Genomic DNA, 25048 nt, shown 5'->3' with positions numbered 1-25048 from the left:
CAACCGCCAAAGGGTACCCATCATGAGCAGATCATTCGAGGACAATCCGATCGGTTCAAACGAATGTAACCGGAACCCCAGAACCACCACAGAGGACTTGCATCATTAAACCTCTACCTTTCTCTCGAGCAACCAGGCCGCCAGGCCGAAGTACGCCGCTCCCAGGATCCCCTCAAACACGATTTTCCCCAGATGTAAATAATCATCATACTCTGCTGTTCCAATGACGACAGGACCCCATTGGGTCAACCACTCGTAGAAAGTGGAATCCATGAAATGAGCCAGTCCCCACCACCAGGTGAACACCAACACGACGACCAGCACCCAGGTCCAGCGGTTGATGTATGTCTTTAACCATCGGTAGATCGACCAGACGGCCAGGACGAATAGACCTATTTGGACAGAGACGATCCATATATATCCAACCACTTGAAAACCGATGGAAAAAATATCCGTGCGACTTCCTGCCACATGTGTGCTCATCGGCCCAAAAAACAGGATCAGAGGATAGATGGCGGCGATGGATGCGGAAACAAACAGGGCAGCCGCACCATTTATCACCTTGGATAAGAGTAGTACCGAAGCGGAGTGCGGGGTGTGGAGCCATTGGTGCATTTGTTTGGACTCTCCCTGTAAGCTGATAAAAAGGTACAGGGGGAAATAAACAGCATGGAAAAAAAAGGGGGCTAGTGACAAAGCGAATTGTACTTCCTTTGTTTTCACCGTTAGCAGGATCAGCAGGTGGATTGCAACGATGAGGAGCAAACCCCCTAACACCCAGGGTGCGTTTAAGCGGAAATCTTTTTTCCATAATGCGGTAACAGAGTTCATGTGTGTGCCTCCTTAGGATAGGATTCAAATAGGGTGTCGGTGTATTAGTTCAACCATACAGTAGTGTACTAATACGATAATACAGATGGAGTTTCTATTTGTCAACGGTTCTTCGTGTGATTGGTGATCGTCGATCAATTGCCGAATGCGGAGACAGGACTTGGGATATTCTAACCCCAGAAAAGGAGGGTGAAAGCATGAATCAACTGCGCGAAATTATGACGACTAATGTGACATCGGTTTCGCCCCAGGATAATATTTCTCAGGCGGCGATGTTGATGAAACAACACGATGTGGGCATCGTCCCTGTCGTGGAAAACGGGATCCTGCAAGGGGTGGTGACGGACCGGGATCTGGTTTTGCGCTCTGTCGCCAATCAAAACCCAAACCTCACTGTAGGGGAAGTCATGACCAATCAGAATTTGGTTACGGGTACTCCCAACATGTCGGTGGATGAAGCGTCGCAACTGATGGCACAACACCAGATCCGTCGCTTGCCGGTGGTGGAGAACAACCAGCTGGTTGGCATCGTCGCCTTGGGTGACATGGCGGTTCGGCAACCTTATGCGGATGAAGCGGGGCAAGCGCTTACCAATATCTCCGTACCCAATACAAAGATGTAAACAGAATGGACCCGGCCAAATGGCCCGGTCCTTTTTTTTCAAGGTATTGCCAAGGGATTTCAAACATATGTTCGTATATAATAACAATCAGTGATGATGTTTGGGGAGAGGATGGAGGCTTATGTTATCGGTTCCGGATGAATACCGGTTGTTTGCCCGTTTGGTTAAGCGGGTGATCGTCATGGATGTCCTGTACCGAGCTCTCCTGTGCGATATCCGCTGGATGGAATCCCAACCCTTTAAGTTGAAACGAGGGATTCTGGACGGGCTTGTCCGCCTCTCGATCCAGGTGGAAGAGGAGTGGAGGGAAACCAAGCAACAATTGCGCCGGTGCGGGGGAGAGATTGTGGAGGTGAAACAGAAACGGGACTGCCGTGAAGTGCGGGCCCGTTTCCGTGGTTTTATCCATACCCAACGGTTCTTTAATGAATGGATCCGAGCAGAATGCGAGAAGCAACTGATCCAAATCTGGACGGGGAAAAATACCAGTCAAACTCTTTCCTTCTTTCGGCCAAGCTAACAAGGACCGGAAGAAGGTGAATCACGCCCAGCGGAGGTCCGCAAAACGGGAAAGGGGGAATCTGGTATGGCGAAGCGCGGATTTTGGACTGTTTTGATCGGGCTGTTGGTCAGCCTTGTCGGCGTCTCGTGCTTATACGGCGGTGAAAGGGCACGGTCTAGACATCAAATGGAAACATGCGCTGGATGGGGTGTTCTCGGCTTCGGGGTTGCTCACATCCTGATGGGTAGTATTGCCGCCGTCATGGGACGGGAGCGTTAACAGATATTAAATTTCCAATATATATGGAAAAGCCCGCATCAGGCGGGCTTTTTGTATGGAGAACAGGAGAATAAATCGCAAATGGATATCAAACGATAGGGATGTTGAAAACGGCTGAGTGGAGGGAAGGGCATGAGTTCGGATTCCGAAAAGCCCCAGAAGAAGCAGCAGAAAAAACAACAACAATATCAACAGTTAGCGAAGCAATACCAACCAAAGCCGCCGGTTATCACCAATAGTCTGAAAGCTTTTTTGGTAGGGGGATTTATCAGCTTATTGGGGCAGCTATTGCAGCTGATGTATACCCGTGTCTTTAATTTTCCCCAGGAAAAAGCAGGGGATCCCACCGTTGCTACCTTGATTTTTATTGCTTGCTTAATGACTGGGTTGGGTGTCTATGACAAAGTTGGTCAATGGGCAGGTGCAGGAACAGCGGTTCCTGTGACGGGTTTTGCCAACTCCATCGCTGCTGCTGCCTTGGAGCACCAATCAGAGGGTTATGTCCTGGGCGTGGGCGGAAACATGTTTAAATTGGCTGGATCGGTCATCGTATTTGGGGTTGTGGCTGCATTTTTTATCGGTATTTTAAAGGCATTGATCGGTTAGGGAGGGGATTGTATGGCTTCCAAGAAGGTGGGGCAGCGCACATGGTCATACAGTGGCCTGGTGAGGGTCTTGTCGGGTGCGGCAGTTGCCGGTCCCAAAGAAAGCGAAGGACAGTTGAAGGAGCAGTTCGATCAGACCTATTCCGATTTATATGCGGGAGAAGATTCCTGGGAAAAAGCCGAGAGGAAAATGATGGAAGATGCTGTCAGTAAGGCGGTTGAAAAAGCAGGTCTAACAATGGATCAAGTAGATATGTTTCTGGCTGGAGATCTATTAAATCAAAACATCAGTGCATCTTTTACAGCCCGGCAAAACCAGCTGCCTTTGATGGGGATGTTCGGTGCCTGTTCCGCCTCCGTATTAACATTGTCCACAGGTGCCGCTCTGGTGGATGCCGGTTTCAGCGACCATATCGCAGTAGCAGTCAGCAGCCACAATGCTACTGCGGAACGGCAATACCGATATCCTACCGAGTACGGGGGACAGAAGCCCAATACCGCTCAATGGACGGTGACTGGATCCGGAGCCGGTGTGCTTGGGTTTGGTCAGGAGGGCCCGATCGTTCGCTATGCGACGATGGGCAAGGTGGTGGATATGGGTGTAAAAAACCCTTTTGACATGGGATCCGCCATGGCGCCGGCTGCCGTTGAAACCATTACCGTTCACTTCCAGGATACGGGATTGACTCCCGATGATTACGATTGGATTATTACCGGCGATTTGGCCAGTGTGGGTCATCCCATTGCAGCCGAGCTTTTGGCTGAGAAGGGGTGGGACCTGGGAGGAAACCGATTCAAGGATTGCGGGTTGATGATTTATCATGACGATCAGCAATCTTTTGCAGGCGCCAGTGGCTGCGCCAGCAGCGCGTTGGTGCTGTATGGACATATTCTGGAAGAAATGAATCAGGGTCGGCTGAACCGGGTGATGCTGGTCGCTACCGGGGCTTTGATGAACCCGGTCTCTTATCAACAGGGTGAGTCCATTCCCTGTATCGCTCATGCGGTGACGCTTGAATCAGAAACAGAGGGAGGAAAAACAGGATGAATCCCATCACCTATCTGGCGCTGGGCGATTCGTTGACGGAAGGTGTCGGTGCATCCACTCCCGACCGGCATCTGGTCGCTCAATACTTTGAGCACATCCGAAACACGGATCACTGCCGTGTCATCAATATGGGAATTTCGGGTCTGACTTCAACGGAATTGTATGATCTGGTTCAATCACCAGGTCTGCACAAGTTGATTCCACGGGCTTCTCATATTACCTTAACCACCGGAGGATGCGATTTTATTAAATGGTATGAGGATGGGGATAGTCTGATAGGGTTGGCTCGCACGATGAAACGAGTCGTCAATCAAGTCGATCAGTTGTTATCCCATCTCCGACAATTAAACCCGGATGCTTCAATGGGTATCCTTGGATTTTACATGCCCTTGCCTGCTTATGAGATGGGTTACACTATTGCAGCCCGGGCACTAAAAACGATGAATGTGGCGTACAATCAATTGGCTAAACGGCATAAAAGTGTGATGATCGACCCTTTTGAAGTGTTTCTAAACCGAAAGGAGTACTTTGCTGATGAAGTCCACCCCAACCAACAAGGATATGATGTATTGGCCCGGTTGCTTCTAAAGTCCTTGATACCCCAAAATCCAGCTCCTTCTGTTCAAGAGGATCCGGTGTATTCGTGAACGGATATATTTTTCCGTTGACAGGACAAGGGGTGGCATGTTACCGTTATCCACAAATCAATTTCATACTTAGACGCGTTGAAGGGGCGAAGTAGTCGGCGTAAAATCCGATCTCAGAGAGCCGGTGGGGCTGCAAACCGGCATCGGAACGTCAGACGAATTACACCTTGGAGCGTGAACGGGTTGCGAAAATGGAGGCCGACCTTTCCGGATTCCCGCCGATATCGGGAGTGCATTATATATGCGCATGGAGTGGAACTGTAATGGTTCAAAAAGGGTGGTACCGCGAGCAAACCTCGTCCCTTTAGGGGAGGAGGTTTTTTGTATTCCAACATTTATTTTAAGAGGGGGTTTTCCAGTTGATTATTGTTTTGGAAAAACAGGCGACGAAAGAACAAGTGGACGAGATCGTTCGTACGTTGAAGGAAAAGGGAATCCAAGTTCATCATTCACAGGGAGTGGACAAAACGATCCTGGGCCTGATCGGCAACAAACAGGTGCTCTCCGGATTGCCGGTGGAGCGGTTTCCCGGGGTTGATAAAGTCGTCCATGTGAGCGAACCCTTCAAATTGGCGGGCCGCTCCTTTCACCCGGAAAACAGCCGGTTTCGAGTGGGGAATGTGGAGATCGGCGGAGAGCATCCGGTTGTCATGGCCGGTCCCTGTTCTGTGGAGAGCCGGGAACAGATTCTGGAGAGCGCACACGCCGTCAAAGAAGCAGGTGGCCATATCCTGCGAGGTGGGGCGTTTAAACCGCGTTCATCCCCGTACTCCTTTCAGGGGATGGGAGAAGAGGGGCTAAAGTTATTGGCTGAAGCCAGGGAGGAAACCGGTCTTCCTGTCATCTCCGAAGTGATGGATCCTGAAAATTTGGAGATGGTAGCCGAATACGTGGACATCCTTCAATTGGGCGCACGTAATATGCAAAACTTCCACCTGTTGAAACAAGTGGGGCGCACCGATAAGCCGGTTATGTTGAAGCGTGGGCTGTCCGCCACCATCGAAGAGTGGTTGATGTCCGCTGAATACATTATGGCTGCGGGGAATCCCCGTGTCATCTTGTGTGAACGAGGGATTCGCACTTTTGAAACCTACACCCGCAACACCCTGGATCTGAGTGCGGTACCGGTGGTGAAACAACTCAGCCACCTTCCGATCATTGTGGATCCCAGTCATGGAACCGGTAAGTGGCGTTTTGTTCCCCCAATGGCCAAAGCCGGCCTGGCAGCCGGGGCCGACGGATTGATGATAGAGGTGCATCCTTCCCCGGAAACTGCTCTCTCAGACGGACCGCAGTCCCTAACTTTGGATAACTTTGCAACCATGATGGAGGAGCTGAAAGGAACGCCTTCTGTTCTTCTGCCGAGATAACGTGACTCCACTCAGCTTCGATAGACGTATCTGCTATTTCTGTTTTCCTGCTGAGAAAAGCGGATGTCTGATCAGATTTTGATAAATATGATTGGGCGGGTATCCCTTCCCGGGTGTTCTGCATAGGCTGTCAAGAGAATATGTGAAGGGGTGACTCCGTTGAACCCTTGGTACGGTCAGCATTACCCTTATTACCCGCAGCCTGGACAGCCGGGATTTGCACCTGGAGAGTTTCCTTTGGAAAGCCCGCCCTACATGGGGCAGCCGTTTCCGTTTCAACCGCCTCAGCATCAGCAGCCGTTTGCACCCGATTTGCCGCATCAACCGCCCGTTCCACTACCGCCTCCGCTTCCTGGGCGCCCCCCGGATTGGGAGGAGCGGCGCCCTCTCTTCCAAGGATTGCAGGGTCTCTTTAAGCGCCGGAACCGCCGCTCTTTCCTATTGGCACACCAGATGGCCAATGCGTTGGGGCAGCCGGTTCAAGTGGCCACCTATGCCGGAGAAGTGAAAGGGGAAGTGGCAGGGGTGTACCCAGACCACTTGTTGCTCCGCCAGGAAGAGAAAAAATATCATGTCCGTTGGGAAGGCATTGTCTACATCTCTCCCTCGGAAGAAAAATAAACCACCCTGGAGGGTGGTTTTTTATGGGTGTGTCGACTCCGCCCGAGTCTGAGAAGGCTACTTTATGGCTTTGGAAATCACCTTGGCAATGTCCGTATTGTCAATGGTTCCCGTCAATTTGTCCGCTCCGGGTCCATATGCGTAGACCGGCACATGAACAGCGGTGTGACCAGTGGTCGTCCAACCGATCTTGGCACGGTGACTGATTACTTCGGCGATTGCTGAAGCGGGGTTCCTCTCGGTTTGGATCCGTTTTTCTTCGTCGACCGTGAGATCGGAAATCCCAGCGTACTTGGCCATTACCTCTTTTACATTGGAGCGGTCTTTTGTAAGCTGTTCGCCTATATATTCGGAAGACCGTTTTACCTTCCGGATCACATCTTTATGAAACGCATACTCACCGTTTAAGCCGATGGACATGCCGCCCGTTTCATGGTCGGCACTTACCACGACGAGGGTATCCGGGTTTTTTTGAGCAAAATGGAGCGCTTCCTGGACAGCCTGATCAAAAGCGAGTGTCTCCTGAATCGTGGTCGCCGGGTAGTTGGCGTGTCCGGCATGGTCAATCCGTCCGCCTTCCACCATCAGGAAAAAACCATTTTTATTTTTACTTACTGTTTGAAGGGCTTTTTTGGTCATTTCCGCTAAGCTAGGCTCTTTCGAGGTTGAACGGTCCAGTTCGTATTTCATGTGACTGTTGTTAAATAGTCCCAGTAACTTGGGTGAGTGGGTCCTTTCTAACCCGTTTTTGTCTTCGATCAGGGAATAGCCCTTTTGTTGCGCTTTTGAAATCAGATTTTTTCCGTCTTTACGCTTTCCCCCTTCTTCAGTGGGCAGGAAATGGTCTTTGCCTCCACCGAGAAGAACATCCACATTTTTGTTCAGAACCTGTTCAGCGATTTCGTTCTCCATATTCCTGTGTTCCGCATGGGCGGCAAAAGCAGCGGGCGTAGCGTGAGTGAGACGGGTGGTGGTCACCAAACCTGTCGCTTTTTGGGCTTTTTTCGCGTCGTCCAGGACGGTTGTTACATCGAAGTGCTTTTCCCCGTCCACATGTTTTTTGTTTTTGGGTGCCTTCCCGACTACATTATTATCCGTCTTACGGCCGGAGGAAAAGGCGGTGGCCGCCGCAGCGGAATCCGTAACCACATTGTCATGAGAGTATGTAGTGACAAGACCGACATGTTTAAAACGGTTCATGGCAAGCTTGCCGTCACCGTAACCCCTGCCTTTTAAGTAGGCGGCGGCGGAGACCTGTGTGGGTCCCATTCCATCCCCAATCAGGAGAATGACGTTTTTCGCTTTGTCGGTGGGTTGGGGCTTCATTGCTTCGACGTTGTAGGTGTAAAGCGCGGAACCCAGTGCGACCGTACATGCCAGTCCGATAGCGATTCCTTTTAAAATGCTTCTCTTTTTCATAAACTCCCTCCTTTTAAAACAATTATATAGGGTAGTTATTAATCTGGTTTAAAAAAATCGTGCTTTTAAGGTGAAAATGTAACGAAAAAAATAAAAACGACCCGCTCTGCGGCTGACTTAACCGAAGCGGATCATTTCTTTGGATTTTAGGGAATAAGGCCGCAAGCCAAGCTCCGCTTTACGACTGTGCCACCAACTGTTTCTCCTCCTGCGGGAGAGCAGAAGAGTTTCGGATGACGGTGACCCGGTCGGGAACGATGTTGAACCGGATTTGCTGATCGGGTTGAACCGGCTGATGGGGATCGATGTAGATTTTCATCTCAGTCGATTCATCAGGACTTCCATTTTTACGGATGACGACGACCACTTCTTGGTAATCTCCGCCGTACTCCACTTCCTTCACCTTGCCGACGAAGCAACCGTTTTGGTCGAGCCGGCACACTTCGGGACGGACGGAGAGGAGCACTTCTTCGGTATCGTCCATTGGTTGCTTCATCAAGCAAGGGACTTCCCCGATTTCCGTACAGAGACAGTTTTCAGCCACTTCCGCCCGCAATAGATTGGTTTTACCCAAAAATTCGGCGACAAATGCGTTAACGGGGTGTTGATAAACATTTTGGGGGGTATCCAGTTGCAGCAACCGCCCATCTTGGATGACCGCCACATGATCGGACAGGGCCAGTGCGTCTTTCTGATCGTGGGTAACAAAAATGGCCGTAATTCCTGCCTGCCGGATGATTTGGCGGATTTCGCGCCGCATCTGTGATTTAAGGTGGACATCCAGGTTGCTGAACGGTTCATCCAGCAAGATGACATGGGGGCGCGGAGCCAACGCCCGGGCCAGGGCGATCCGCTGTTGTTGCCCGCCTGAGAGCTGGTGGGGATACCGTTTTTGATAATCGTTCAACCCCACCAGGGAGAGAACTTCCTTCACCCGTTCTTTTCGCTCACTTCTTTTCATGTTTTGCAATCCAAAAGCAACATTCTTCTCCACCGTCAAATGCGGAAACAAAGCGTAATCCTGGAATACCATGCCGACTCCCCGGTTCTCCGGCGGGACCCAAGTGTCTGAATCGAAAATGATCTTCTCCCCGATTCGGATGCAACCGGTATCCGGCTTTTCAAACCCGGCAATCATGCGAAGAGTGCTGGTTTTGCCGCAGCCGCTGGGTCCCAGGAGCGTGAGGATTTCCCCTTCTTCCACGGTGAAGTGTAAATCCTGGACAGCCGGCTTCGATTGTCCGGGATAGGTTTTGGTGACGGCTTGAAAGGAAATAACGGACATCATCCAACCTCCTCACTTAATATTTATTGAGAATCCAGCGCAGCGGCAGGATGGAGACGAGGATCACCAGGAGGGCGGCCGGGGCTGCCAGGTGGTAAAATCCTTCGCTTGCCTGGATCCAGATGCGGACGGCCAAGGTGTCATATCCCGCCGGGCGCAGCAACAGTGTGGCCGGAAGTTCTTTCATGGAACTGACAAAAACCAGAGCGGCTCCTGCCAGAACACCCGGCAGCACCATTGGCAAGGTTATCTTCAGCATCGATTTCCATGGAGAGTGGCCAAGGCTTTGGGCCGCTTCGTCCAAACGGGGCGATACCAGACTGATGGCTGCTTCCCCCGCTTGGGTGGCTTGGGGCAAAAATCGCATGATGTAGGCGGTGACCAACAAGGCGATCGTTCCATAAAACATGGGCAGGTACTGGTTGAAGACGAAGACAATTCCCAGAGAAACGATCACTCCCGGCAACGCATAGCTGCTGTAGACTACTTTTTCCAGCAGACTGGTGAGCAGAGACGGGTTTCTCGCTTTTAGATACACCAGGGGCATTGCTAATATGACGGAAAGAAGAGCGGCAATTCCGGAGACGACCAGGCTGTTGACGGTATACTCCCAGAACGAAGCATCGATGGCCCCGTTCTGCAATCCCAGCAGTGACCAGTAGATGAGAACCGCCAAGGGCAGAAATACCCCCGTCAAGGATACCAGAAAGACAAATGCGAGAGCCAACGGTTTCCACCTGCCCAGAGGAATCGTCAACGGCCGTCGATAGGTCCCCCCCTGTTGAGAATAGCGAATGTTTTTACGCGTACGCCATTCCATCCATAGAAAGATCAAGGTGACGGCGATCAGGACGACGCTCAACATGGCTGCGCTCACCCGGTCGAAACTTCCCATTTGGTAGTAAATGGCGGCGGTGAAGGTGGTGTAGCGCATGATGGAGATGGCGCCGAAGTCCGACAGGACATAGAGAGAGACCAGGATGGCTCCGGCTCCGACCGCCGGGCGCAACAGGGGCAGCACCACTTTGAGAAACACCTGCCGGTATCGCTGGCCGCAAGACAACGCCGCTTCTTCAAGGTTGGCGTTTAATCGTCCCAGTGATGCTGCGGTGATTAAGTAAACATAGGGATAGGTGAACATGGTCATCACCATGACGACACCCCAAAAGCTGTAAATTTGGACAGGGGAGGAGCCGAACCAGTCCCGCACCCATCCCGTGGGGCCGAAGATGATGATATAGGCCATCGCTCCCACATAGGGTGGAATTACCAAGGGAAGGGCACCGATCAGACGCCACCATTTTCGTCCGGGAAGGTCAGTACGTACCACCAAAAAGGCGAAAGTGACACCGATCAGGATGGTTCCGGCCGTGACGACGGCAGTCAGGGAGAGGGTGTTCCACAATAGACCGGGGATACGGGAATCCCAGAGTTGGATCCAACGTTCGGTGCCCGCTCCCCAGCCTTGCACCACCACGTACAAGATGGGAATCACCATAATCAATGCCGTCAACATCGATAAGAGAAGGATCAGTAGGTTGGGCGGTTTGCCATGCCACAGCGATTGCCAAAAACGGGACATGGCCCGGAGCAAAAACGGCTTCCGGGCCTGTCCCTGAGGGGGCTTGTTCCACTGGTTTGTTTGTTCGGCATTCAAGGTTGGTTCGGTCATACGGCCTAACTCCCTGTCTGCAAAATCATCGAAGTATGGGGAAGGTCCGTCACTTCACTTCCAGATCCAGTCCGGCCTCTTCGATCAACTTTTTGGCGTCCAGCCATACCGGACCGATTTCTTTCAGCGGCATATCCATCACTTTGTACTCGCTGAGCGGTTTGGCTTCTGAAGTGGTTTCAATTCCCTCTACCAACGGGATTTCCTTGCTTTCGAAAGAGAAAATTTTCTGCTGCTCATCTTCCGTCAGGAAATCGATGAATTTCTTGGCGTTGGCTTGGTTGGGTCCTCCTTTGATCAAGCCCACACCGGCGGCATTGACGAAAATACCCATATCGTCTTTACCCTGGTCGGGATAGACGGCATCCACGTTGTTATCCTTGGGCTCATCCAGCTGTTGGTGGAAATAATAGTTGTTCACCAGCCCGAATTCCACTTCTCCGGCACCCACTGCCTGCCGGATGTCACCATGGCCTTCCGTGATGATGGCGGCGTTTTCTTTTACTTTTTCGATCCATTCTTTGGTTTTTTCATCGCCCCATTCGGCGCGAAGGGCGGCCACATGGGCGACCATGGAACCGTTGCCGCCGCGGGTGATGGCAAACTTCCCTTTATATTTGGAATCGGTCAAGTCCCACAGTGTTTGAGGAAGATCTTTTTCCGAGGTCAGATCCTTATTGTACATGAAAATCCGGCTTCGTGCAGACAAGCCCACCCATGATCCGTCATCGGCCCGGTACTTTTCGTCGATGACTTGAATCTTGTCAGAGTCGTTGGGGGCCAATGCGTCCTCAATACGAAGATATTCCAGTGCTCCGGTATCGTTGGAGAAGAAGATATCCGCCTGGGGATTGTTTTTCTCTTCCAAGATTTTGTTGACCAATGCTTCATCAGCAGCCATCAACTTCACTTTTACGCCGCTTTCCTCTTCAAACTTGTCGACCAAGGGTTTGACGAACTGTTCTTTACGGGCAGAATATACGACCAGCTCATCGGTTTCGCCTTCCTCATCATTGGAAGCGTCATTGGCTTGGGGGGAGCATCCGGCCACCACCAAGGTAAGTATAAGAGCCAAAAAAGTGAAAATCTTCAACTTCGACGTCACGCGTCATCCTCCTCCTCTTAGGCAAGCCCTTCGATTGTCGTCTGGAAGGGCATCCTCCTCTTTAAATTCATTTCTCGTTCATTGTACATACAATGATAATCATTTTCAACTACTTTCTTGAGAAGATAGACGTAGAAGAAAATTCCATTCGGGTTAGGGACACAAACGAATGGATCTATCACTTCATATTCTGAGAATAAGAGGTGGTAGATGATGAATGAGACCTATGGTCGTTATACTTTCTCTCTCCGCAAATGGTCCGTGTTAAAACGGATTGAGGAACTGGGGGGGAGTATTCAATATGTCAGCCGTCACTGTGGAATCGTTTCCGCTGTTGTTCCACGGGAGCAAATGAAGGGAATTTTGGAGGATCCCGGTTTGCTGACCGCCGAAGTCGACTACCCAGTCTTGCTGCCGAAACCGATGGTGGTAGGGGTGATCACCCGTGAAGGGATGCGTCGCAGCGTCCAGTCGTCCGGTCAGGTGGTGACATGGAATGTGAGTCGGGTGTGGAAAGGCACCCCCAACCCGTATGCAGGGGCCGGCGTCCGTGTGGGGGTGGTGGATACCGGCATCGACCTGAACCATCCGGATTTGCACCGTAATATTAAAGGTGGAGTCAATATCGTGGAACCGAAGCGTCCTCCCCAGGACGGAAATGGTCACGGTACCCATGTAGCGGGGATTATCGCCGCTCACAGCAACAAACAGGGTGTCATTGGAGTAGCCCCCTCCGCCAGTCTGTACGCGATTAAGGTGTTAAATGACCGGGGAGTCGGCAGTATCACCACTTTGGTTCAGGGGATCGACTGGGGGATCGACAATCGCATGCATATTCTCAACCTCAGTTTAAGCGGTGGCCGCAAGGTTCCTGCCGCTCTTACGCGGGCCATCCAGATAGCCAACAGGCGCGGCGTGTTGGTGGTGGCCGCAGCGGGGAACAGTGGGAATGCCGCCGGAACCGGAGATACAGTGGAAATACCGGCACGTCTGCAGCCCGTTGTAGCAGTGGCCGCCTTAACCCGTGGAAATAAGCGGGCTCCCTTTTCCGCGACCGGTCCATCTTTGGATATCGCTGCCCCAGGTGTCAACATTTTAAGCACCTACAAGAGCGGTCGGTACGGAATTTTAAATGGGACTTCACAAGCGGCACCACATGTCAGCGGTGTGGCGGCGGTCTACCGACAACAGGGATTGTCGACGGGAACCATCAGACAGGTCCTGGGGCAACGGGCGATTTCACTAGGATCTCGACGTTTATATGGTGCAGGCTTACTCCAATTGTAAAAAATCCCGCCGGTGAAACCGGCGGTTTCATTTATTAGATAAATGAGGATGATGGATCATTTTAAGCTTAAAAATAAAGGCGATCGCAAATAAAAGCGATCGCCCTGAAATACGTTGTCCCTCTTTAAACGGTGATGGATACCCCAGTGATTTGTGAGATGGGCACTGTTGTTTCCATTGTGTCAGTCACCACGATGATAAACCCGTTTTTTTGATTGCCCTCAACCTGTTGGAGTGTCCCCTTGATCCCGTTGGACAAAGAGTTTCCATACGTCATTACAGTAACATTTTTACCTTTGAGGCTTTTAAGCTTGTGAACCATGGTATTTTCCGTCTGGCGTCTGCCTTTGATTTTGCCTTTTATTGGATTTTCCTCCTTTCTGATGCGTTTCGGGAAGGTAATCCAATGCCGGATCGGATGGACCTCCGATATATTGTACTACCAATCTCCCAGTACGGATTGGGCGTTTCTTACAAACGGTTCATTTTGGGCTAATCCCAAAATCGCCAAGCCTGTGCTCATCCATGTGAAAATCGGATCCTCCAGTAACGATCAGGTCAAATTCCCCAGCTAACCGGATATACCGCTTCGTATCTTCAGGGGCATGACTCCGATGCCACACCTCAATCCCGTCAAAGCCGATCTGAAGAAGCCTTCGGATCCTTTCATCATCACCGATATAAACCGGGTGAGCCAGAACCGCCAGTCCTCCCGCTTGTCGAATCAGGCGAATTCCCTCTTCCGGGGATAGCACCTTCTTTTCCACCGCGGCGGGTTTGCCGTCAGCCAGATAGCGATCAAATACGGTTTGAACATCTGTTACATATCCCTTTTTAACAATCGCTTTGGCGATATGGGGGCGGGCGATGACACTGTTGCTGCTGAACTCCCTCACATCATCCAGCGTGATCGGCATATTTAAGGAGCAGAATTTTTCGATAATCTTTTTGGCCCGCCACTCCCGGAAGTCCCGATAAGGGGTCAGGGCATCGTGCAATTCCTGGATGCGATCGATGTGATATCCGAGGATATCCACGGTTTTTCCCTCGAACTTCGTGCTGATCTCGACGCCGGCAATCACGTTTAGACCCAATCGTTCTCCGGCCGTTTGTGCTTCTTTTACTCCTGCCAGCGTGTCGTGGTCCGTGATGGCGATGGTGGTAAGGCCGGCCTCCTTCGCTTTCTCCACGATTACCGAAGGGGAATACACGCCGTCGGAGGCGGTCGTGTGAATGTGGAGATCGAAGGTTCTCGGTTTTAAATCGTTCAGTATGCGCATGTCAAGCTCCTTCCATAACGAAAAAGTGGAACAGTCAACGATCCGTTCCTTTTATGGATCCGTGGGCTCGTTTCACCATTTATATCGGGATCGAACGCGTCGGAACCGATGGAGGGGCAACCCTATTACAATCACCCGCCGGGGATGGACACCGTTTAAGACAGTGCTCATCCTTTTATGATTATGAGGATTTTAAACATCCCGTTCCACTTTCGTCAAGGCTTACCCGGTAGGAGAAGAAGAATGACGGGCTGATCCGGTTGGGGTGTTGGTTGTATTTATCGCTCCTTGCCGTGTGCGGTGTCGGACTTTCAAAATAAGCGACCCGGTTTGTGTCACCAGGCCGCTCTCCTTTTGATTATCATTGTTTCATTTCGGCAGGAGTCTTGAACATCCCTCGAAACCCGTTATACAGGTTCTCCACCTGGTCGTTAAACTTCCGCGAGCGGAGCAGCTCTTTGGACTCCCCAGCACGGAGACACAAGCGATAGATGGTTTTCACCGATTGAGAAACCCGCTTCACGTCCAATTCACCAATGGTGGATTTGTTATGTTGTAAGTCGGAATCGAGAAAGGCATCCATCGATTTTTTCAGTTTTCCCTCCTCCTCGGGCCAGGGAATATCCAGCCCCTCGGCCACTTTTTGCAACTGGCTCTCCCAGTCCTGCAACAGCTGGTTATAGTGGACAATCACCCGTTTCGACCGCGCTGTCCAGAACAGGGAAGACAGTGTGTAATGGGTCCAAAGGTTCAACGATTTCTTAATCGGGAATCCGTTTCTCTGTTTCAGGGAAGCGGCCACGTCCAGGGGATGTCTGACCATAATGACATAGCAGAGGTCGATGTCCAGCTCCTTGAGCACGGATTGCCACAGAGGAATCACCAGACAAGTCCTCGGATCCTTCCAAGCCCAAAGCTGCTTATCCGAGAAGTCGTGTTTTACTAAACTCTGAAGCTCCTCCCGCTGCGATTGGATTCGCGGCGATTCCCACCAACGGTCGGGAAGCGGGTTTATCGCATCCCAGGATCGTCCGAACGTGCGAAGGATCCGATGGTTGCATTTAATAATGCCCGTATGCTCCCAAAATCCTTTCGGATTGGCTTTTCCGGGAGATAACAGCTTTGATTTGTTCCCCAGATCAGCACCCAGCAGATTGATGGCGCGGCTCATTGCCGACGTGCCGCTGCGGTGCATCCCCAGTATGCAAACGGCTTTCGGTTTATCGATACGCAATGGGTTTATCCCCCCCATGAATTTTTGTGCGGCCCCGTTTCCTCTGCAGATGAGAAACCGAGAAACCCCATTCCAGTTTCGGTTCACGTATGGCTTCCCTTCTCCCACTCTTCGCATAAACGGCTTATTATCTTATTCTCGGATTAAACCGAGGGTTCGTCTTCCGGTAATCTCGTGTCTGTCCTCTGCATTCGCCTCGGCCCGATAATCTTTTAAACGGGCATCTTCCCACACTAGGTTGATAGTGAAAACATATAGTAAACCAAAGGGGGTGAATGATATTGTCTCTACCGGATTTTATCATCGTGGGAGGACAGAAGTGCGGAACCACGTCGCTGTACAACTATTTGATCAATCAGCGGTACATCGTTCCCGCCAAAACAAAAGAGGTCCATTATTTTGATGTACGCTTCAGCCAAGGACTTTCTTGGTATAAGGACAAATTTCCGCTGTCAGATCGAAGGAAGAAGCGCGGTTTCATCACGGGGGAGGCGAGCCCCTATTACCTCTTTCACCCATATGCGGCCAAAAGGGCGGCAGATACGGTACCCAAAGCCAAAATTATCGTCCTCTTGCGCAACCCGGTCGACCGGGCTTACTCCCATTACCATCACCAAGTGCGCCGCGGGAAAGAGAGCTTGTCCTTCGAAAAGGCCATTCGCAACGAGAGGGCGAGGACCCATATGGAACAGCGGAGGATGCTTCGTAATAAAAACTACAATAGCAGCAAACACCGGCTATACTCCTACATGGCCCGGGGAATCTATCTCAATCAGCTGAAGCGGTGGAGGAAGCACTTTCCCAAACAGCAGATAATGATCATTCAAAGTGAAGATTTCTATAAAAACACCAACGCGGTCTTAAAAAGGGTAACCCGGTTTTTAGGTGTACCCTATAAGGCGCTGAAAACGACTAAACCTTATAAATCCGCTTCTTACGAACCGATGCACCCGAAAACCCGCAGAATGCTCGTCCATTACTTCCGTCCCCACAACCGCCAGTTGTACCGATACTTGGGCACCGATTTCGGTTGGGACTGGTGATGATCCCCGAAAAAACACTCCCATATCGCAAAGCAATCGTGTAAAAAGAGACGTCGGGATGTTCAGGCGATATACGAACCGGTATTTGCCTCTAGGGACATGGGTAAAAAGATCTTATCCCCCGAAGCCGCCAGGCCGGGGACAAGGCTCGCCGAATCTAACTTAGTGATATGGTTGTCGAAAACCGCTCCGAATCGGGTTCCACGGGATCGAAATCTGGCATCGACGACTCCTGCGCCGATGTCAAGCGTAATCGTTGCATCGCCGAAAGGCAGGCCTTTTGGTTACCGGAGGGTTCCGATTTCCACGTGGAAGAGCACCCGCAGGAATTTCGGTGCTCCGTCTGAGAAAAACCAGGCAGATCTTCCTGTCTGGTTTTGATTGATTTCCAACACTCGGCATTCTTTATCCATTTCCGATTTTCTCTATTCGAAAACGGGTTATCCCGATCAAAAGACCTAGGTGCTTTCTGTTAAAAATACAAAAACCCCACACCTAGATGCAGGGTTCCATTATTCGCTTTTTTCGGTGGGTGAATGAATTGCACTAGTGGCTCAAAAATTTGCAACGATCCTTTTCATTTGGTCTTATTTACTACAAAACCCAATCTGCGTACAGCCCGGAAATGTTTTTTGTTAAAAATGCTTAAATCCTGTTTCTTATATCGCTCAAAAGACTCGGGTTTTCGAATAATGTCAGCCAAAGAATCGATATTCATTTTTTCCAGGTCCAATCCCAAAAAATGGGCCAATCTTTTGATTTCCTTTTTGGGATTTACACAGAGGCGGTCGTAGTGAATCACGAGAAACCGGTTTCCCAAGAGCTTTTTACCTTCATGGATCGCTCTTCGGTTCGCTTTTATCCAATAGTCAAGTTGTGCGACTGGTAGGTATTTACGGTTTTCGGGTATGTCGATGTGAAAGCGACTACCCCAATAATAAAGCTGCCGTCTGTTATTACTATATGCCATGTCCAACCCATTCCGTATGACAAGAATATATTTAAGCGAATCGAAGTATTCTTTCAGAGATTTTAAATAGAGATGGGTCGTCGGGTTTTTAAACCCCCATCCGACATAGGAAGCGTAATCGATTTTCTTGGAATGGAGCATCTTTTTTTCACATTGCCTTAGGAGAATTCGATGCCTCTTCTGGGGTATACGTTTAAAATCCTTTCCATTCAGCAATTTATTATCATTCTTTTTCAGACGGTCCGGGTTACGGGACTCTGCCACTCCCATGTAAAATCCCAATTTTTTTACCAATTCCGCTACCACTCTTGTTCCGCTTCCCCCCACCCCACCGATTACAACGGGTCCTGGTAAACGTTTCACCGAAGCTTTTTGAAGTCGAGCCTTCATTGGATGGTTTAGCCCCTTTCTCTTCGCTTTAACTTATCTTATGTCCTTCGTTTTCGAGTGTTCTGGGTTGATAGTAAAATGTGTACGATTATCGGCATTTATCGTGTGGAAAAATAGGGTCCAATAAATTTTTGGTGTACGTAAATATTTAAATTCTCGAGGGCCTGTCTATTCATTCGAATTTCCTGCGGGAGGGCGAGTGGTGCGATCCGCGAAGGGCTTTTGCACTCATAGAGCACAAGTCTCGCCATGGTCACTTTCGTTCCCCGGTCTCGCTATGCGCTTTTTGCAAACGAAACGGAAGTGACCCTCCCGGCTCGCGACCAAGGTACAGCGGCAGCAGTAGAGGATGGAGAATAAATCATATTTGCTTACTATAAGTGATAAAATATATTAAGGGTAGTTGATTTGAAACAGAAAAAACAGGCTCCCAGGAGTAGGGATTCTGCTTTTACATAAATGCGATTTATTGGCGAACATTAACCGAAATGATCCGGAAGGAGTGTTCATAATGGCAAATATCAAACTGGCGATTATTTATTACAGCTCGACGGGAACCAACTACCGCCTGGCAAAGTGGGCAGAGGAAGGGGCACAGGAAGCGGGAGCCGAGGTGAAAGTGCTAAAAGTACCGGAACTGGCTTCAAAATCGGCAATCGATACCAATCCCGCCTGGAGAGCCCATCTGGAGGAAACAAGAGATGTGCCGACGGTTTCCCTGGATGACCTGGAATGGGCCGATGCCTACATCTTTAGCGTACCGACGCGTTTCGGAAACCTCCCCGCCCAGATGAAACAATTCCTCGATACAACGGGAGGACTGTGGTTTGAAGGAAAACTGGTCAACAAAGTGGTCAGCGCGATGACATCCGCTTCTAATTCTCACGGTGGCCAAGAAGCCACCGTTCAGGCGCTGTATACCACGATGATGCACTGGGGTGCCATTATCGCTGCCCCTGGTTATACCGATCCGTCCGCTTTCACATCCGGCGGAAATCCGTACGGGACTAGCGTGACAGTGGACCAGGACGGTAATATGAAGGAAGAAGTCGAGGAAGCGGTTAAGCATCAGGCCAAACGGACAGTGACCGTTGCGGAGTGGATCCAAAAGGGACAACAGTGAAAAAGCGGAGAGCCGATCAAGAAAAGCCCGCTACGTTTCTTCCGGACCGGAACCCGCGGCCAAACGAACAGCAAGTTGGTCGCTAATCGGTCGGGTCCTGGGGATACTCCGCAGGGCGGTCGGTTAAAGGGATAAGATGTTTGTCAGCAGCTTCAGCCCGACTTTAACGAAGTCGGGCTTTTGTTATGGTGGTGTGTACGGCATGGGCTCGTTCTATAGGGTAAAAGTTTCGAGCGTGAAGGCAGTGCTCTTCCACGATAGATTGGATGTGGCTGCCTGCCGAGCTTTCCAGCTAGTGCCCCTTCTACCAATATCGATCGTGTTTACGTGGAGGGAGGCTTGGTTTTCCGGCGGAGTCGACTCTGCCACGCATGGAGCGAAGACGGAAAATCAAGCCAAGACCGACTTGTCCGTGTAAAGGCCAAGAAAAACAGATCGAAGTTACTTGAAGGGGCACTAGTCAGCGATCGCGAAGGCTTGGAGAATTTGGATAAACTGAATTAGGAAATGGTTGCTTATAAGGGGTTAAATAACCGAAAGAGAAAAATAGAATACGATATGAGGTACGAGAAGGAACGGGTACGGATAGGGGATATCGGCGGACGCTGTGTGACCACACTTATACAGTGAGAATTCGAAAGCGGGTGAAAATGCTGGAACGAAAGATCATACGGAATAAAAGGGTGATCTGAGACCCAGCAGATAAGTGCGGATTCTTTCCAATCGATGAACCATCGACGGGAGTGCTCAATAGGATAACATAGTCACTCATACCCGGAGGAGGGAGGAAAGGGATGCGCTTATTGTATATATCCTCTGGAAAGGACTCGCTTTCACATTTGGATCCCAATTTTATTCATACATTTAAAATGCTGGAGAGACGATTGAAAAACTTTCGTTTTGCCTTTTTCCTTCGAGAGCGAGGCTCTTTTCGGAACTTGAAGCGGCAAGTTCGCTTGTTTAAACCGGATATTATCTTGGTTTTGCGCGGATCTTTACCCCCTTATGCAATTAAACAATTACGCAAGATCAGTCAAGCACAAATCGGTTTATGGGAAGTGGACGACCCGTACAATTTCCGCAATCACATCAAGAAGTTGCCTCCGTACCATTTCATGATCACGCAGGACTCCAGTTGCGTTTCCTACTACCGGCGGTTGAAAAAAACTTGTCTTCACCTGCCGTTGGCGGTCAATCCTAATCTGTATCACCCTTTTAAGGTTCCGAAGGAGTATCAATACGATATTTGTTTTATCGGAAGCGCGTTACCGATTCGGTTGAAGTACTTCGACGAACTGACGCCTTTTCTTTTGAAAAAAAACTTCATTATCATCGGCCAATGGTGGGAACAACTGAAGAATTACAATAAATTGAAGCCCCATATCATCAACCGAACCATCCCGCCTTCGGAGGTGGCCAAGTATTACAACGGGGCGAAGATCGTTCTCAACATTCATCGAACGCCTAACGATATCAACCAAAACCATCTGAATATTCCCGCTTATACTCCCAATAACCGTACGTTTGATATTGCCGCCTGCCGGGCGTTCCAATTGATCAGTCGTCGACGGGACTTGAAGAAGTTTTATGAGTTGGATGAAGAAATCATCTCGTTTAAGAGGTTGAGGGACTTGAAGCAGAAGATCGAATACTATTTGGACCATGATGAAGAACGAAACCGGATTGCTTCACAAGCTTATGAACGTACGATGAAAGATCATACCTACTCGGTCCGGCTGCGTTATCTGATTCACCTTTTGGAAAAGAGGATACTCGGGAAGAAGGGAGCGAACCGTTAAAAGCTTCGTCCTTGAGCACCCGCATATTCGATTTACCGTAATGGGGCCTAAAGAAGGGAAGGTAAGTATGCGACTGTTATACATCTCTTCCGGGAAAAAAACGCTATCGGATTTAAATCCTAATATGATCCATGCTTTTAAACAATTGGAGAAAAAGAGTGACCGTTTTCGTTTTGCGTCCTTTCTCTTGTTGCGGCAACCTGTCAAAAAATTGATTAAGAAAATTCGATCCTTTCAACCGGACATCATTCTGGTGTTTGGTCACGATAACCATGTCGTTTTTCCCCACCTGAAAAATATCGGTGTTCCGGTTGGACTGTGGGTGGTGAATGATCCTTATAATCTGAGTAATTACGATTGGAAAGCACGCTTATACGATTTTGTGATCACACAGGAATCCAGTTGTGTATCTTATTATCAAAAGATGGGGAAACCCTGTATTCATTCCCCTCTGGCCGCCGACCCACGAAAATACCGTCCGATGAATGTACCCGCAAAGTATCGCTCCGATATTTGTTTTGTCGGAAACGGCTGGCCGGCCCGCGTCGATTTTTTTAATCGGCTGACTCCCTTTCTTCGCCGGAAACAATTTATTCTCATCGGTGAACGATGGAATCGCCTGACCCAATATCAGAAAATGAAGTCGCACATCCTAAAAACCACGATTCCGCCATCGGAAACGGCAAAATACTATAACGGGGCCAAGATCGTTCTCAATATCCACCGTTCCTATAATGATGGTAATAAAAACCCGCTCAACCTTCCGGCCCACACTCCTAATAACCGTACTTTCGATATTGCCGCTTGTCGGGCGTTTCAACTTTTGGATTACCGACGGGATTTGGGACGTTTTTATAAAATAGGGGAAGAGATCGTTTGTTTTAAAGGAATGAACGATCTAAAGAAAAAGATCGATTACTATCTCATACATGAAGCAGAGCGAAAAAAGATTGCTTCACGGTCATACCACCGTACTCTTAAGGAACATAGTTACACAGCGAGGCTGCGCATTCTCCTTGAGGAGTTGGAAACGCATGTCGTCAAGCGAAATCGATGACAGGAAACAGCAAGAGGGGGATTGATCATTGATGGCCCATATAAAACCGAAAGCGATCATCATACTGGGAATGCACCGGAGCGGAACCTCTACCATCACCCGGGCGATCAATATACTGGGAGCCGACATCGGAAATCGTTCGGAGCTGTTGCCGCCGGGAAAATCGAATCCGAAAGGGTTTTGGGAGCATCTCGGGATCCTTCGTGTCCATCAACGCATCCTGCGCAGCTTCTCCCGCGGGTGGGCATCCCCCTCCCCCATGCCCCCCAGGTGGTGGGAAGATACCCGTATACGCCCTTTGACCGCCGAGTTGACTAATCTTGTCAAACGAAATTTTTCGAAAAAACCGTTATGGGTTTTTAAAGATCCTCGAACGTGTTTGTTAATCCCCCTGTGGAAAAACATTTTAAAACGCTGCAACATGGATCCTTGTTACCTGATCATTGTAAGAAATCCGTTGGATGTGGCCGCATCGCTAAAGAAAAGAAACAATATTTCGTTGCAGCGGTCCCTTGATCTATGGAGTCTATATACCTTATCGGCACTGAAGGAGACGGAGAATGCAAAACGGGTGATTGTTCGGTATGATCGATTCTTAAACCATTGGAAAACAAGTCTCAAAAAAGCGGCAAAAGAGTTGGAGATCCCTTGGCCGAAAAATCATTCCAAACTCCGGCGTTCGATGAATAACTTTATCGAACCGGGTTTGCAGCATAATAAATCCAGTTTTCAAAAACTGAAGGCAAAAGGGATCCCGCCATTTGTCATCGATACGTATCGTCTTTGTCTTGAGGGAGAAAAATCGCCGGAGTTATTAAAAAGCCCTCGTTTTTCCACCCGGGTAAAAGAGTTGTATTCCCAATTTTTAAAGTCCAAGTGAGAGGAGTTGCAATCACCGCTGGTTTTCTCTCCAACTAGTACTACAGTTGCATTTGTACGAAGAGTGTATAGGAACGTGGGTTGGTCGGGCTGGCAGGCTGTCTTCGATCTCTTGCAAAAAGCGCAAAGGATCGCAGCCATCCCACCACCCTCCCTTCTCACATCTGTGCCTGCTCTTATTAGTACAACTGTAGTACTAGGGCGTGTCTCATAAATCTATAGGGCGAGATCCCCGGGGCGGGATGGCTTTTGGTTCGCCTTTGCACTCACAGAGCACAAGTGTCGCCTAGGTCACTTCGCTCCCGGTCTCGCTATGTGCTTTTTGCAACGAAGCGAAGACAGCCATACCGCCCCTCCCTTCTGCTCACGAAAGATTGAATGACCAGACAGGCCCTAATGGAGCTTCTACATGGACAGTTCATCAGTCGGGACTTTCGGTGATGTTGATTTTCTACCCACCTAGATAAATGATGGGTTTATATCAGCACTCCCGTAGCGTGATAAGGGAAAGGGTCGTGGAGGTGAATGATATTGTTTCCCATTCGATTGGGACGATTAGCCTCTTTGGTCGGCGGGCGGTTGTTGAGGGGAAATCCACAGATACCAGTCAAGCACGCCGTGTTCGACGATGCCCGCTATCTGCGGGAGGGGACGGTCCTATTTCTTAAACCGAGACTCATACAGGCTCAACGATGGAAACTTCGGACTAAAAAAAGCGCTGGGGTGATCATCCGGCGCGGGTCAACCAACCGTATTCCTCCTCCCCACGCTGTTATCGCAGTTCCAGACGTAAATCAGGCGATTCGGACTTTTGTCCGGTGGCTGCGCTCCAAGTCCAAGGCTGTTTTTATCGGGGTTACTGGGAGTACCGGCAAAACGACGACGAAAGAAATGATCACATCCGTTTTAATGCAAAAATATCGGACGTTGAAATCTTACGACAATAACAACGTAGCCCAAGCCCTTCCTTCAAATCTCGTACGGTTGAGTCCCTTTCACCAAGTAGTTGTGCTGGAAATGGGCATGGCCTGCTTGGGGAACATCCGTAAGCATTGTATGCTTACGAAACCCTCGATCGGTGTGGTAACCAATGTTGGTGAAGCTCACGTCGGTAGTCTAGGAAACTCTTTAGAAAATGTGGTTCAGGCCAAACAGGAGTTAGTGGACGGGCTCCGGCCCGGCGGGGTGCTGATCCTTAACGCCGACGACCCCGGCTCCAAACGGTTAAATACCGCTCGATTCCGAGGGAAGATCCTTCGCTTTGGGGTAAAGAATCCGGCGACGGTACGAGGAAAAGACATCCAGTTCACGCGAGACGGGATGTCCTTCCGAGTCAAGGGAGTCTCCTACCAGATCCCCATCTGGGGGAAACATAATGTCTATAATGCGCTGGCTGCCATCGCCGTAGCCGAACATCTCGGAATTCCCGCTCCCTTTGTCCAAAAAGGGCTGAGGAACTTTTCGGTTCCCTCTATGCGTCTGCAACGGATCAAGGGGATTGGAAACCGCTTGTTGATCAACGACACGTACAACGCCAATCCCACCGCGATGATTGCCGGATTGAGCGTGTTAAAAAATGTCGCCGGGAAATCCCACAGCGTTGCGGTGCTGGGGGATATGCATGACTTGGGCAAGTTCTCCCTGCAAGGCCACCGGCGGGTGGGAAAGAGAGTAGCCAAGTTAAATCCCTCCGCCCTCATCACTGTAGGACCCCGGTCAGTACAGATCGCCAAGGAGGCGGCTGCAGCAGGCTACCACGGCAACATTCGCTCCCTTCCCAACAACCCGGAGGTGGTGGCAGCTTATATTCAAGGAAATGTTCCTGCCGGAGCGATTCTCTACTTTAAGGCTTCACGAAGGATGGCACTAGAGAAAGTGGTGAACAAGCTTCGTTCCCGCTAAAGGAAACCAAGGAACGGGTTATCCAGCTTGATGACAAACATACAGGGATGGTGAGAAAACCACCCCGACCGTCCCGT

At 50.0% G+C, this 25048-nt stretch carries 23 protein-coding genes and 1 other annotated feature; of the genes, 15 read left to right on the top strand and 8 right to left on the bottom strand.

Annotated elements, in window-relative coordinates; translation table 11 throughout:
* Positions 1–105: 105 nt before the first annotated feature.
* Positions 106–831 (bottom strand): hypothetical protein, encoded by a 726-nt coding sequence (locus JOE21_RS06260; protein WP_309863731.1) that lies wholly within the window; start codon positions 829–831, stop codon positions 106–108.
* A 197-nt stretch (positions 832–1028) separates the two neighbouring features.
* Between JOE21_RS06260 and JOE21_RS06255 the strand changes: the two genes are divergently transcribed.
* The 8 genes from JOE21_RS06255 to JOE21_RS06220 all read left to right on the top strand — a co-directional run bounded on the left by JOE21_RS06255 (position 1029) and on the right by JOE21_RS06220 (position 6526).
* Positions 1029–1454, top strand: coding sequence for a CBS domain-containing protein (locus tag JOE21_RS06255; protein WP_309863727.1), 426 nt, complete (start codon positions 1029–1031; stop codon positions 1452–1454).
* 121 nt (positions 1455–1575) lie between these two features.
* A complete protein-coding gene (locus tag JOE21_RS06250) occupies positions 1576–1974 on the top strand; it encodes a YhjD family protein (RefSeq protein WP_309863725.1) in 399 nt (132 codons plus the stop codon).
* Between the two features lie 66 nt (positions 1975–2040).
* Entirely contained in the window at positions 2041–2235 is a 195-nt protein-coding gene (locus tag JOE21_RS06245; protein ID WP_309863723.1) for a hypothetical protein, read from the top strand.
* A gap of 132 nt (positions 2236–2367) precedes the next feature.
* On the top strand, positions 2368–2841 hold the full coding sequence (gene spoVAC / locus JOE21_RS06240; RefSeq protein WP_309863721.1) for a stage V sporulation protein AC: 474 nt from the start codon (positions 2368–2370) through the stop codon (positions 2839–2841).
* Between the two features lie 12 nt (positions 2842–2853).
* Positions 2854–3888, top strand: coding sequence for a stage V sporulation protein AD (spoVAD, locus tag JOE21_RS06235; RefSeq protein WP_309863718.1), 1035 nt, complete (start codon positions 2854–2856; stop codon positions 3886–3888).
* Positions 3885–4535 carry an SGNH/GDSL hydrolase family protein gene (locus tag JOE21_RS06230; protein WP_309863716.1) on the top strand — a complete coding sequence of 217 codons (651 nt, stop codon included), beginning with the start codon at positions 3885–3887 and terminating at the stop codon, positions 4533–4535. The genes spoVAD and JOE21_RS06230 overlap by 4 nt, the downstream gene beginning before the upstream one ends.
* A 69-nt stretch (positions 4536–4604) precedes the next feature.
* Positions 4605–4842 (top strand) — a binding site (T-box leader).
* Positions 4843–4894: 52 nt separating this feature from the next.
* A complete protein-coding gene (aroF, locus tag JOE21_RS06225) occupies positions 4895–5905 on the top strand; it encodes a 3-deoxy-7-phosphoheptulonate synthase (RefSeq protein ID WP_309863713.1) in 1011 nt (336 codons plus the stop codon).
* 159 nt (positions 5906–6064) lie between these two features.
* Positions 6065–6526 (top strand): DUF2642 domain-containing protein, encoded by a 462-nt coding sequence (locus JOE21_RS06220; protein ID WP_309863710.1) that lies wholly within the window; start codon positions 6065–6067, stop codon positions 6524–6526.
* A 57-nt stretch (positions 6527–6583) separates the two neighbouring features.
* On the opposite strand, the gene JOE21_RS06215 is transcribed toward JOE21_RS06220, so the two are convergent.
* The 4 genes from JOE21_RS06215 to JOE21_RS06200 all read right to left on the bottom strand — a co-directional run bounded on the left by JOE21_RS06215 (position 6584) and on the right by JOE21_RS06200 (position 12007).
* A complete protein-coding gene (locus tag JOE21_RS06215; RefSeq protein WP_309863707.1) occupies positions 6584–7945 on the bottom strand; it encodes an alkaline phosphatase in 1362 nt (453 codons plus the stop codon).
* Positions 7946–8123: 178 nt separating this feature from the next.
* Positions 8124–9230 (bottom strand): ABC transporter ATP-binding protein, encoded by a 1107-nt coding sequence (locus JOE21_RS06210; protein WP_309863705.1) that lies wholly within the window; start codon positions 9228–9230, stop codon positions 8124–8126.
* Between the two features lie 16 nt (positions 9231–9246).
* Positions 9247–10902 (bottom strand): ABC transporter permease, encoded by a 1656-nt coding sequence (locus tag JOE21_RS06205; RefSeq protein WP_309863701.1) that lies wholly within the window; start codon positions 10900–10902, stop codon positions 9247–9249.
* A 49-nt stretch (positions 10903–10951) separates the two neighbouring features.
* Positions 10952–12007, bottom strand: coding sequence for an extracellular solute-binding protein (locus JOE21_RS06200; protein WP_309863700.1), 1056 nt, complete (start codon positions 12005–12007; stop codon positions 10952–10954).
* Positions 12008–12220: 213 nt separating this feature from the next.
* On the opposite strand from JOE21_RS06200, the gene JOE21_RS06195 reads away from it, so the two are divergent.
* Positions 12221–13294, top strand: a complete 1074-nt coding sequence (locus JOE21_RS06195; protein WP_309863698.1) for a S8 family peptidase — start codon at positions 12221–12223, stop codon at positions 13292–13294.
* Positions 13295–13776: 482 nt separating this feature from the next.
* Here JOE21_RS06195 and JOE21_RS06190 read toward each other — a convergent pair whose 3' ends face one another.
* On the bottom strand, positions 13777–14574 hold the full coding sequence (locus JOE21_RS06190) for a PHP domain-containing protein (RefSeq protein WP_309863697.1): 798 nt from the start codon (positions 14572–14574) through the stop codon (positions 13777–13779).
* A 361-nt stretch (positions 14575–14935) separates the two neighbouring features.
* On the bottom strand, positions 14936–15808 hold the full coding sequence (locus JOE21_RS06185; protein WP_309863695.1) for a sulfotransferase family protein: 873 nt from the start codon (positions 15806–15808) through the stop codon (positions 14936–14938).
* Positions 15809–16089: 281 nt separating this feature from the next.
* On the opposite strand from JOE21_RS06185, the gene JOE21_RS06180 reads away from it, so the two are divergent.
* Positions 16090–16851, top strand: a complete 762-nt coding sequence (locus tag JOE21_RS06180; protein WP_309863692.1) for a sulfotransferase domain-containing protein — start codon at positions 16090–16092, stop codon at positions 16849–16851.
* A 577-nt stretch (positions 16852–17428) separates the two neighbouring features.
* On the opposite strand, the gene JOE21_RS06175 is transcribed toward JOE21_RS06180, so the two are convergent.
* Positions 17429–18211: a sulfotransferase family protein gene (locus tag JOE21_RS06175; RefSeq protein WP_309863690.1), complete on the bottom strand. Its 783-nt coding sequence runs from the start codon at positions 18209–18211 to the stop codon at positions 17429–17431.
* A 511-nt stretch (positions 18212–18722) separates the two neighbouring features.
* Between JOE21_RS06175 and wrbA the strand changes: the two genes are divergently transcribed.
* From wrbA to JOE21_RS06150, 5 genes are all read left to right on the top strand, one after another.
* Entirely contained in the window at positions 18723–19334 is a 612-nt protein-coding gene (gene wrbA, locus JOE21_RS06170; RefSeq protein ID WP_309863688.1) for an NAD(P)H:quinone oxidoreductase, read from the top strand.
* Positions 19335–20272: 938 nt separating this feature from the next.
* Complete coding sequence (locus tag JOE21_RS06165; protein ID WP_309863686.1) at positions 20273–21133, top strand: CgeB family protein; 861 nt, start codon at positions 20273–20275, stop codon at positions 21131–21133.
* Between the two features lie 67 nt (positions 21134–21200).
* Positions 21201–22190 (top strand): CgeB family protein, encoded by a 990-nt coding sequence (locus tag JOE21_RS06160; RefSeq protein ID WP_309863684.1) that lies wholly within the window; start codon positions 21201–21203, stop codon positions 22188–22190.
* Positions 22191–22221: 31 nt separating this feature from the next.
* Positions 22222–23070, top strand: coding sequence for a sulfotransferase family protein (locus tag JOE21_RS06155; protein ID WP_309863679.1), 849 nt, complete (start codon positions 22222–22224; stop codon positions 23068–23070).
* A 530-nt stretch (positions 23071–23600) separates the two neighbouring features.
* The gene (locus JOE21_RS06150) at positions 23601–24971 is read left to right on the top strand and encodes a UDP-N-acetylmuramoyl-tripeptide--D-alanyl-D-alanine ligase (RefSeq protein ID WP_309863677.1); all 1371 of its coding nucleotides are present in this window, start codon (positions 23601–23603) and stop codon (positions 24969–24971) included.
* Positions 24972–25048 lie beyond the last annotated feature (77 nt).

Source organism: Desmospora profundinema, from assembly GCF_031454155.1.
Taxonomy (GTDB): Bacteria; Bacillota; Bacilli; order Thermoactinomycetales; family DSM-45169; genus Desmospora; species Desmospora profundinema.
This window is presented reverse-complemented; position numbering and strand designations above follow the sequence as displayed.

Bases quoted from the DNA above. Each gene is read 5' to 3' on its own strand.
- JOE21_RS06260 (WP_309863731.1), bottom strand. From the start codon at position 831: ATGAACTCTGTTACCGCATTATGGAAAAAAGATTTCCGCTTAAACGCA.
- JOE21_RS06255 (WP_309863727.1), top strand. From the start codon at position 1,029: ATGAATCAACTGCGCGAAATTATGACGACTAATGTGACATCGGTTTCG.
- JOE21_RS06250 (WP_309863725.1), top strand. From the start codon at position 1,576: ATGTTATCGGTTCCGGATGAATACCGGTTGTTTGCCCGTTTGGTTAAG.
- JOE21_RS06245 (WP_309863723.1), top strand. From the start codon at position 2,041: ATGGCGAAGCGCGGATTTTGGACTGTTTTGATCGGGCTGTTGGTCAGC.
- spoVAC (WP_309863721.1), top strand. From the start codon at position 2,368: ATGAGTTCGGATTCCGAAAAGCCCCAGAAGAAGCAGCAGAAAAAACAA.
- spoVAD (WP_309863718.1), top strand. From the start codon at position 2,854: ATGGCTTCCAAGAAGGTGGGGCAGCGCACATGGTCATACAGTGGCCTG.
- JOE21_RS06230 (WP_309863716.1), top strand. From the start codon at position 3,885: ATGAATCCCATCACCTATCTGGCGCTGGGCGATTCGTTGACGGAAGGT.
- JOE21_RS06215 (WP_309863707.1), bottom strand. From the start codon at position 7,945: ATGAAAAAGAGAAGCATTTTAAAAGGAATCGCTATCGGACTGGCATGT.
- JOE21_RS06210 (WP_309863705.1), bottom strand. From the start codon at position 9,230: ATGTCCGTTATTTCCTTTCAAGCCGTCACCAAAACCTATCCCGGACAA.
- JOE21_RS06205 (WP_309863701.1), bottom strand. From the start codon at position 10,902: ATGACCGAACCAACCTTGAATGCCGAACAAACAAACCAGTGGAACAAG.
- JOE21_RS06195 (WP_309863698.1), top strand. From the start codon at position 12,221: ATGAATGAGACCTATGGTCGTTATACTTTCTCTCTCCGCAAATGGTCC.
- JOE21_RS06190 (WP_309863697.1), bottom strand. From the start codon at position 14,574: ATGCGCATACTGAACGATTTAAAACCGAGAACCTTCGATCTCCACATT.
- JOE21_RS06175 (WP_309863690.1), bottom strand. From the start codon at position 18,211: ATGAAGGCTCGACTTCAAAAAGCTTCGGTGAAACGTTTACCAGGACCC.
- wrbA (WP_309863688.1), top strand. From the start codon at position 18,723: ATGGCAAATATCAAACTGGCGATTATTTATTACAGCTCGACGGGAACC.
- JOE21_RS06160 (WP_309863684.1), top strand. From the start codon at position 21,201: ATGCGACTGTTATACATCTCTTCCGGGAAAAAAACGCTATCGGATTTA.
- JOE21_RS06155 (WP_309863679.1), top strand. From the start codon at position 22,222: ATGGCCCATATAAAACCGAAAGCGATCATCATACTGGGAATGCACCGG.